Here is a 6,627-nt window from a genome sequence, read left to right as displayed (position 1 = left end):
TAATAAGTTACTGGGTTTTTAAAAGTGTTCAATTTCATATTGCAATTTACTATTATAAAGAGTTTTAAAGCCTGTTTTCAATTACTTTTTAATTTTTGCACAATCCTTCTTAATCTTTGATAGCAATACAAGTAGGACTTCCTGTTTTAATTGTTTCATCCATAAATGTTAGTGAACCATATTTTTCATCCAATGAGTACAAAAAATGAGTGGCTGCTAATAAATCCGCTGAACCGCCGGGACTAATCCATTGTTCAATAAACTTTTTGTCTAATTTTTTAATTTCTTCAAACCCGCCTGATTCCAAAACTTGATTGCTTTCTAATAAAGCTTTAGCTTCTCTTTGAACCCTAGCTAATGTTTCCATATTATGCCGATTTATTATTGTTGTATCTTCTGTAGCAGTCATAATTGATAATAAGGTATAAATCAATAATGTATCATCAGTAGCACCTAACGTAATGGCCTTTTTATAAGCCGGCAAAGCAATATCTTTAATAATAGGTAACCCGTCTTCCAGCTCACCGCGAATACCCCTGATGCCGTATTGATGATACAACCGTTCACCGGAAGTCAGTTTTCTGTCATTGGGTAATTTACCTAATTCTTTTGCTACTAATCCCTGACACATGATTTTTACTGCATCAAAAACTAAAGTACTTTTGATAATATTATATTTTCGATATACATAGCCGGCCGCAGCACAAAGAATACCCATAAGGAAAATCAAACCTTTTTGTGTATTTACTCCTTTTGTAGCTTTAAACATAGCAGCTTCCGCTTCAATACCCAAAGGACGAATAAACGCTAATAACGTATCTAATGCACCCTTATGCATATAGCCCATATACGCAAAATTATACATATAAGAACTTAATGCTACTGAACTTTTTATAAACGTATAAATGTCCATATCATTATGGGCACCACTGTTAAAACGGTCTACCAAACCGGGAGCGGGTGCACAATTAGCCTCTAATAACATAGCTTCCAAAGCCAAACAGCCTATATTTTGTATTGGTTTGGGAATATTCTCCCAAATATTCATTCTGCACCCTCCCTGTTACTTTAATCCAATGTGACCGGTTTAATTCTACGAACTACATCTAAAATGCTACCATCACGAGCTTCTACAACAGCAATTACCTTATCTTCCCATTCCAAATCATCAGGCCGTCCTACTAATGAATATGCTTTTTCCTTCAAAGATTCAATTGTTACATGTGGAATACCGGCCTTATCTAAACAGTCAATAATATCCTGACGCAAAGGATTTACAGCCGTTCCATAATCGGTAACCAATACATCAACTGTATCGCCCGGCGTAGTAACAGTAACTACTTTTTCACAAACAGTCGCCATACGACCGCGTGTTAACGGCGTAACAATAATACAACATTTACTTCCGGCCGCTGTATCCGGATGACCGCCCGGTGCACCGCGTAAAACACCATCTGAACCGGTAATAACATTAACATTAAAATCTGTATCAATTTCCAAAGCAGACAAGACTACATAGTCTAACTTATTCACATAGGCGCCTTGATTTGATGGATTAGCATATTCATCAGTTGTAATTTCAATATGTTTATCAGGATGTTTAGCTAAATGTTCAATTGTCGGTTTATCAAAACACTGAGTATCCAGAATTTTCTTTACCAAGCCTTTATCCTGCAATTGGCACATAGCATTACTGATACCACCCAAAGCAAAACCCATTTGAATATTATTTTTAACCATATGTTCTTCTAAAAACCGGTTTACAGCCAATGAAGGGCCACCTACACCGGTTTGGAATGAAAAACCATCTTTAAAATATGGAGTATTAGCAATAATATCCGCAACGTTACGAGCCATCATCAATTCTCGTGGATCCTGTGTCATTCGTGCTTCAGCCGTCGCTATTTTATCCGGATTACCGACTTCATCAACAGTCACTACATAATCCACATCCATAGCATTAATAGGGGCCGGTAAATTAGGAAACGGCACTAATGTATCCGTAACAACAATAACGTGATTGGCATATTTTGCATCCGGCCCGGCAAAACCGATTACACCACTATTATTTTTACCGCCAATACCGGCTGCATTACCATAATAGTCAGATGCTGAAGCACCGATAAAGGCAATATCAATAGTCACTTCGCCGGCTGCGATAGCTCGCGGACGACCGCCATGACTGCGAATAATAGCCGGTGTTTTTAATTTTCCTTCAGAAATAACTTCTCCGATACGACCTCGAACACCGGATGTTTGAATGCCCGTTACAATCCCTTTTTCAATATAATCGGCAATAATATCATGAGCACTACCTAATGAAGTGGCGGCAATGTTTAAATCTTTGACACCCAATTCTTCAACTAATGTTTTCACGGCCATTGACGCTACATAGTCACCGTTGCGGAATACAGAATGGAATGAAATGGTCATACCATAATGAACACCACACTTTTCACAAGCTTCCCGAAGAGTAGCCACTAATTTATTTTCTCTCGGTTTTTCACCAATTCTACGCTTCGGTCCAACTTTTTGTTCATATTGACCATCTATCTGATTTTTTCCGGAATATACGCGCTTATTATTAACTAAAAGCTCATCCGGAATCTCTCTACCTACTGCATTTTTCATTTATATCACCTCTATAAGTCACCTTTATACACACCGCAAGCTTTTGCTAAAGCAATAATGCGTCTTGCATCTTCAAAAAACGGAATATCTACCATCTTACCGTCAACCGTATAAACGCCAACACCGGAATCCGCTTGTTCATTAAATGATCTTACCAATTTTTCGGCATATGCAATTTCTTTCGGCGTTGGTGCAAATGTTTCATGTACAAAAGCAATTTGACGCGGATTTACTATACTCTTACCATCAAAACCCATTTCTCTGTTTTGTTTTACTTCTGCTTCAAAGCCTTCCATATCATCAATATTAGGATACATAGTATCAAAACACTGAACATTAGCTGCTCGAGCGGCTAATAACATTTGACTGCGTGCCGCCAACATTTCTATACCGCCACGATTAATCTGTACATGCATAGATTTACGGAAATCACCGCCTGAAATAGCACAACCAAACATGCGATCCGATGCCGATACAATCTCATAAGCATTCATAATGCCTTTAGGACTTTCTAAAGCGGCCATTAATAATGTACGTCCTTCTTCTACGCCGAATTCTTTTTCAGCAGCCAATACATGTTCTTCAACCAACTTTACATCAGCTGCACTTTCACATTTAGCAATTCGAATACCGTCAGCACCGCCGGCTACTACAGCACGAATATCCTCTTGCCAATGAGGTGTATCCAAACCATTAATACGAACAATTACTTCCGTATCACCATAATCAACATTCTTTAATGCTTGATATAAAGAAAAACGGGCTGCATCTTTTTGATTTTCCGCTACCGCATCTTCCAAATCTAAAATAATGCTGTCACTGCCATAAATATACGCATCTTTTATTAAGCCAGGTTTCTGCGCATTCATAAACATCATCGTTCTACGCAATCTGAATTTTTCCGGTTTTGGACGATTAATCATTTATAACACCTCCCAAGGAATATTGCTTTCCGATTGACCGCAACTTCTAAATACAGCACACTCAATACGAGCTTTAAGTGTACATTCCAAAGCTCCTTTATCGATAATAACAACCTTTCCCTCTTTTACCTTTAACTTTGCTAATGTTTCTTCAGCCGTTTTTTTTATTTGACGACCATATTGATTCATAACACTACTTTCAACATAAATACTTAATTTACCTGATTGTGGAAATACTTGTACCTGTGCATCACTGGACTCCAATGTTCCGGCTATTGCATTGTTTAAAATATCCATAAACTAACCTCCTACAACCTAAATTGCAATTTATACATAATATAGAGAACTTTTATAAATACATTTAAACACTGTCTCACATTTATGTAAAATTCATTATTTTCTCAATTTTCTACGAAATATTTTCATGGCAAAAAATATATATTTTTTGTAATAAAAGAATTAAAATAGGATTATAAACTATATTTTTTTAAATCTGCATTTTAAAGTAAAGGAGGTATATTTCATGGATGATAAGGATTATGAATTACTAATTTTACTGTCTAAAACAAACAATATAACTCATACGGCTGAGCAATTATATATCTCTCAATCAACTTTATCCAAACGTATACGCAGTATAGAAAAAGAATTATCCACAGAATTACTTATACGTTCTCGCCAAGGTGTTCATTTTACACCGGCCGGCGAAGTTGTGTTAAAACATGCCCAAGCTATTATGGAACATAAAGAGCAAATGACTCGAGATATTGACTCTTTAAAAAACATTGTCAGCGGTACCATAAAATTGGGTGTTTCTGTAAACTTTGCCCATTATAAATTGCCGCAATTTTTAAAAAGCTTTAAAAATCAATATCCGTTGGTGGCTACCCATATTCATACCAATCAAAGTCGTGATTTATACAAACTTCTTTTAAAAAACACTCTGGACGCTGCTATACTACGCGGTGATTTTCAGGACTGGACAGGCAATAAATTGTTTCTCTATCGTGAAAGAATATGCTTAATTTATAATAATGAAATTCAAACTCTATCCGATTTAAATAATTTACCGTATATTACGCGAGAAACTGATACAAATATGGAACACGCCGTTATCCGCTGGTTAAATGAAAATAATTTAAGTCAAAATATTAAATCTGATATTACCGTTGATGGCATTCAAACAGTAGTAAATATGGTAAAAGAAAATTTAGGATGGGCCATTGTTCCCGAGATTTGTCTGGAGAATTTTACCGGAACTGTTAAGCCCCTATTTTTTAATGACGGTATGCCTTTAGAACGTTCGACTTACCTGCTATATCAACCGAATCTCAAAGTGCTACCTCAAATAGATGCATTTATTCAATTTATGACCGACTGGAAGGAGGCCTTTCATGAATAACTTTACAGTTTCTCAAATTTATCCTTCTGATACAAAAGGGATAGAGGCTGTAAAAGCATTACTGGCTAAAGAAGATTTAACTCTGGATAAAAACCTTGATTATATAGCGGCCATATATGATCAAAATAATATTGTTGCTACCGGAAGCTTATTTAAAAATTCTTTACGGTGCTTTGCCGTCGATTCTGACTACCAGGGTCAAAGCCTGTTAAATACCTTACTTTCACATTTAGTAGAAGTTCAATACAATCGAGGTAATACTCATCTTTTTATCTATACAAAACCAAAGTCAGCCAAATACTTTAAAGACTTAGGATTCTATGAAATTTATCAAGATGCGAATCTGGTTTCATTCTTAGAAAATCAACCATTCGGTTTTAAAGAATATCTGGAGTTATTAAATACGGAAAGTATTGAACAAGTTGGTCCTAATTTTGAAAATAAAAAACAAGCAGCTATTGTTTTAAATGCCAATCCCTTTACTTTGGGACATTTGCATTTAATTAAGACTGCTTGTGAATCAAATGATTATGTTCATCTCTTTATCGTCAGTGACGACTCCAGCTTATTTCCTTATACCGTTCGAAAACAACTCATTATGGACGGTACCAAGGATTTAAAAAATGTTATTTATCATGACTGTGGTTCTTATATGATAAGCAGTGCCACTTTTCCGGCTTATTTTCAAAAAGACAATGAAGCCGTAATTCTCAGCCAAGCCATATTGGACGTAAATATTTTTGTAAAAATCGCTAAATATCTAAACATAACGTCACGTTATGTTGGTGAGGAGCCGTTTAGCCAAGTAACAAAACTGTATAATGAAACGATGGCTCAAGAATTAAAAAAAGCCTATATTGAACACCATATAGTTTCCCGTTTTACCAAAGATAACATAATCGTCAGTGCTTCTCATGTTCGTGAAGCTATTAGACAGGATAGTTGGGAATTAGTTAAAAATTTAACTCCTGTATCGACATTCTCATTCCTGCAACGTAAAGAGGCACAACCTATCATACAGAAAATAAAGGAGAGCCAAAATGTCATACACTATTGATTTTAAAACTTTACTGACTCGCTTAAATGAGGGCACACAAGTAGAGCTTAATGACATGATGCGTTGTCGTGAGCATAGGGCTATGTTACAAAACGTTCTATTTGAAAAATATCACGCACCGTTACTTTCATTTACTTTAAATATTCCGGGCCCTATAAAAAACAACAGTCTTTTATCTGATATATTTTATATAGGCATAAAATCCATTAACGCTATATTCAACAATCATCAAATTCATATTTTACAGGAACATTATAGTAATGAAATAACCGGGAATGAATATATCTGTGCCTTTGACGGTAATGCCGATGACGTAAAAAACGAAGCGATTACCTTAGAAAATACACATCCCTTAGGTCGTTTATTTGATATTGATATTATTGATCCGAAAGGACACAAATTATCCCGTCAACAATATCGTTCTTGCCTTATTTGTAATAAACAGGCACAAGATTGTGCACGTAATAGAACACATTCTATCGAAGAAATGCAGTTAGCTATATTAAAACTAATCAAAGAATCTAATTTAATAGTATTTAAATAAGATGCTATTAAACATAAAAAGGGGCTGTAACGAAATTGAGTTTTTTAACTCACATTTCAGTTACAGCTCC

7 protein-coding genes are annotated in these 6,627 nt (G+C 35.6%); 3 read left to right on the top strand and 4 right to left on the bottom strand.

All coding sequences use genetic code 11. The features are described from left to right. Positions 1 to 109: 109 nt before the first annotated feature. Genes citG through citD form a run of 4 tightly spaced genes read right to left on the bottom strand, consistent with a single transcriptional unit; the run spans position 110 to position 3,851 of the window. Complete coding sequence (gene citG, locus MXE28_RS11055) at positions 110 to 1,048, bottom strand: triphosphoribosyl-dephospho-CoA synthase CitG (RefSeq protein WP_156705341.1); 939 nt, start codon at positions 1,046 to 1,048, stop codon at positions 110 to 112. 20 nt (positions 1,049 to 1,068) lie between these two features. Then, positions 1,069 to 2,631, bottom strand: a complete 1,563-nt coding sequence (citF, locus tag MXE28_RS11050) for a citrate lyase subunit alpha (protein ID WP_226974678.1) — start codon at positions 2,629 to 2,631, stop codon at positions 1,069 to 1,071. Positions 2,632 to 2,642: 11 nt separating this feature from the next. Continuing rightward, positions 2,643 to 3,554 carry an aldolase/citrate lyase family protein gene (locus MXE28_RS11045; RefSeq protein ID WP_006555234.1) on the bottom strand — a complete coding sequence of 304 codons (912 nt, stop codon included), beginning with the start codon at positions 3,552 to 3,554 and terminating at the stop codon, positions 2,643 to 2,645. Beyond that, positions 3,555 to 3,851 carry a citrate lyase acyl carrier protein gene (gene citD, locus MXE28_RS11040; RefSeq protein ID WP_021841198.1) on the bottom strand — a complete coding sequence of 99 codons (297 nt, stop codon included), beginning with the start codon at positions 3,849 to 3,851 and terminating at the stop codon, positions 3,555 to 3,557. It lies immediately after the preceding gene. 226 nt (positions 3,852 to 4,077) lie between these two features. Here citD and MXE28_RS11035 point away from each other — a divergent pair, with 226 nt between their 5' ends. From MXE28_RS11035 to citX, 3 genes are read left to right on the top strand one after another with little or no spacing between them, the layout of a single operon-like run. After that, positions 4,078 to 4,956, top strand: a complete 879-nt coding sequence (locus tag MXE28_RS11035; protein WP_226974679.1) for a LysR family transcriptional regulator — start codon at positions 4,078 to 4,080, stop codon at positions 4,954 to 4,956. Further along, on the top strand, positions 4,949 to 6,013 hold the full coding sequence (gene citC, locus MXE28_RS11030; protein ID WP_021841200.1) for a [citrate (pro-3S)-lyase] ligase: 1,065 nt from the start codon (positions 4,949 to 4,951) through the stop codon (positions 6,011 to 6,013). Before MXE28_RS11035 ends, citC begins: the two co-directional genes overlap by 8 nt. Then, a complete protein-coding gene (gene citX / locus MXE28_RS11025) occupies positions 5,997 to 6,557 on the top strand; it encodes a citrate lyase holo-[acyl-carrier protein] synthase (RefSeq protein ID WP_021841201.1) in 561 nt (186 codons plus the stop codon). Before citC ends, citX begins: the two co-directional genes overlap by 17 nt. Positions 6,558 to 6,627 lie beyond the last annotated feature (70 nt).

The sequence above is a fragment of the Veillonella sp. KGMB01456 genome, assembly GCF_023051165.1.
Taxonomy (GTDB): domain Bacteria; phylum Bacillota; class Negativicutes; order Veillonellales; family Veillonellaceae; genus Veillonella_A.
Note: the sequence above shows the minus strand (reverse complement) of the source record. Positions and strands in the feature narration are given on the sequence as shown.